The following is a 2,349-nucleotide window of genomic DNA, read 5'->3' on the forward strand; positions in this document are numbered from 1 at the left end:
TTTCACGTCTATATCAAGATTAATTAATTCCGCAGTTGTAAGCGTTACCTTTATTTTGTCTTTGTTTAGCTTTTCAATTCTCACAACCTACCACCTACTTTCTATTTCTATTATACTATATATTTTTCATTTTGGGAATACCGATTTTAATATTTATTCTTTTAAATTTATTCCATATGATAAAAAAAGCGGCAGTTTTTATACTGCCGCTCAACCGTCAAATAATTTAATACGATTAATTCTTGTCCTTCAATAATGGACGCATACTGTTCGCACTTATAAGCATAGTTGACGAATTATGCAAAAGTGATGATGCAGACGGAGTTATAGAACCTTTCAATCCAAGCAATATAAGCAATGAATTAAATGCCATAATAAACGTATAATTACGTTTAATTCGTCTGAACAGTCTGCTACTTAACTTGCGAAGAAGCGCTAAATCTCTCAAATCGCCCGAAAGCAATGTGACATCAGCCACTTCTCTTGCCAAATCGGCAGAATCTTTCATAGCGATTGAAACGTCGCTAAGTGCCAACGCAGGAGAGTCATTGATACCGTCACCGACCATTATAACCGTTCTTCCCTCGTTCTTCAATTCTTCAATAATTGTCGCCTTATCCTCAGGTAATACCTGTGCACGGAAATTGTCTATACCGAGCATATCGGCAGTGCGTTTTGCAGCACCTTCATGGTCACCTGTAAGCATAATAATATTATCTATACCACTTTCACGAAGTAACTGAATTGCCTCATGAGCCTCACTTCTCGGCGGGTCGCTTATACAAATAACTCCCGACAACACGCCTCCGATTGCAAGGTATATAACAGAAAAGCCCTCACATTCGTTTTCAATAACAGACTTCTGTTCATCAGTTATCGGAATATTTTCGTCCTCAAGCACAAAATGCTCACTGCCTATAATTGCACGCTTGCCATGCAACATTGTAGCTATGCCGTGTGCAACTACATATTCAACTTCAGCATGTTCTTCTTCGTGGTCAAGCTGTTTTGCTTTAGCGGCTTTAACGATTGCCTTTGCCACACTGTGAGGGAAATGTTCTTCAAGGCACGCAGATATTTTAAGTATATCATCTGATGTATACTCACCGAATGAAAGCACTTTTTCTACTGTCGGGCATGAATTTGTAAGTGTACCTGTCTTGTCAAATACAATAGTATCAGCATGAGATACACTTTCAAGATAACGTCCGCCTTTTACAACAAATCCTCTTGAGGATGCCTCACGCATAGCACTTATAATACTTATCGGTGTTGACAATTTAATTGCACAAGAATAGTCCACCATAAGAACAGACATTGCCTTTACAACATTTCTTGTTGTAAGATAAACAAGCAACGCCAATCCCAAGCTGTACGGTACAAAACCGTCTGCAATTTTCTCTGCACGGCTCTGTACTCCGGCTTTCATACTTTCACCGTTTTCAATCATTTCAATAATATTTGAAATACGTGTATTATCAGCCGCAGCACTAACCTTAATTACTATATTTCCCGCCTCTACAACTGTACCGGCGTAAACAGTACTGTCCTTATCCTTTACAGCCGCAACCGATTCGCCTGTCATAGACGCTTCGTTTACACTTGCCTGTCCGGATACAACAACGCCGTCAAAAGTGATCATTGCACCGTCACGGAATACGACAAGGTCACCCTCTTTAACGGTTGAAATAGGAACTTGTTCCTCGTTTTCGCCGTTCTTCTTCCATACAGTGTCAATCTTCATTGCAAGACTGTCCGCAAGTGCATTTTTTGTACGTTTTCTTGTATATTCTTCAAGAAGTTCCGAAACTCCAAGCAAAAATGTAATTGAATTAACTTCCGAATACATTCCTCTTGAAAGTGCCGTTCCGAGTGCAACACCGTCCAAAAGTGCCACATCGGCCCTTAAATTAAGTACACTGCCCACAGCTTTCTTCACATACGGGAATGCCTTAAAGTAAGCCATTGCAACTCGTACAGGATACGGCAATATTCTTCTAAGAACAAAACGCTTTATAAGCATTTTTATAATCTCATTCTTGAAATCAGCCTGTATATCCTCAGACTCATCTTCAACAGCCGCTAATTGATTTCGCTTGATTCCTTTTATGTAGTTCAAAAGCTCCTGTCTGTAATCGGATTGATAGGTAATTAAAATACCGCCGTTGACGCTTTTAGCCTTTACAGACTCGACATACTGTTCCGATAAAATTGTTTTCTCAAGAGATTTTTCTTGATTTTTATCAAAATAATATCCACCACAACGCAATCTGATACGACCCGGAGTATCATGTACGATTTTAAATTTCATTATTATTCTTCCTCGATTATTCTTCCTCGTCGTTTAGC

General features: G+C 39.1%; 1 protein-coding gene. It reads right to left on the reverse strand.

Going from position 1 to position 2,349, the window contains the following annotated elements; translation table 11 throughout:
* Positions 1–235 precede the first annotated feature (235 nt).
* Entirely contained in the window at positions 236–2,311 is a 2,076-nt protein-coding gene (locus ACLTU0_RS11745; protein ID WP_412322624.1) for a heavy metal translocating P-type ATPase, read from the reverse strand.
* Positions 2,312–2,349 lie beyond the last annotated feature (38 nt).

It is taken from the genome of Hominilimicola sp. (assembly GCF_046972485.1).
Classification (GTDB): Bacteria; Bacillota; Clostridia; order UBA1381; family UBA1381; genus Hominilimicola; species Hominilimicola fabiformis.

Excerpts from the sequence above, each read along its gene's own strand:
- ACLTU0_RS11745 (WP_412322624.1), bottom strand. The coding sequence starts at position 2,311 with ATGAAATTTAAAATCGTACATGATACTCCGGGTCGTATCAGATTGCGT.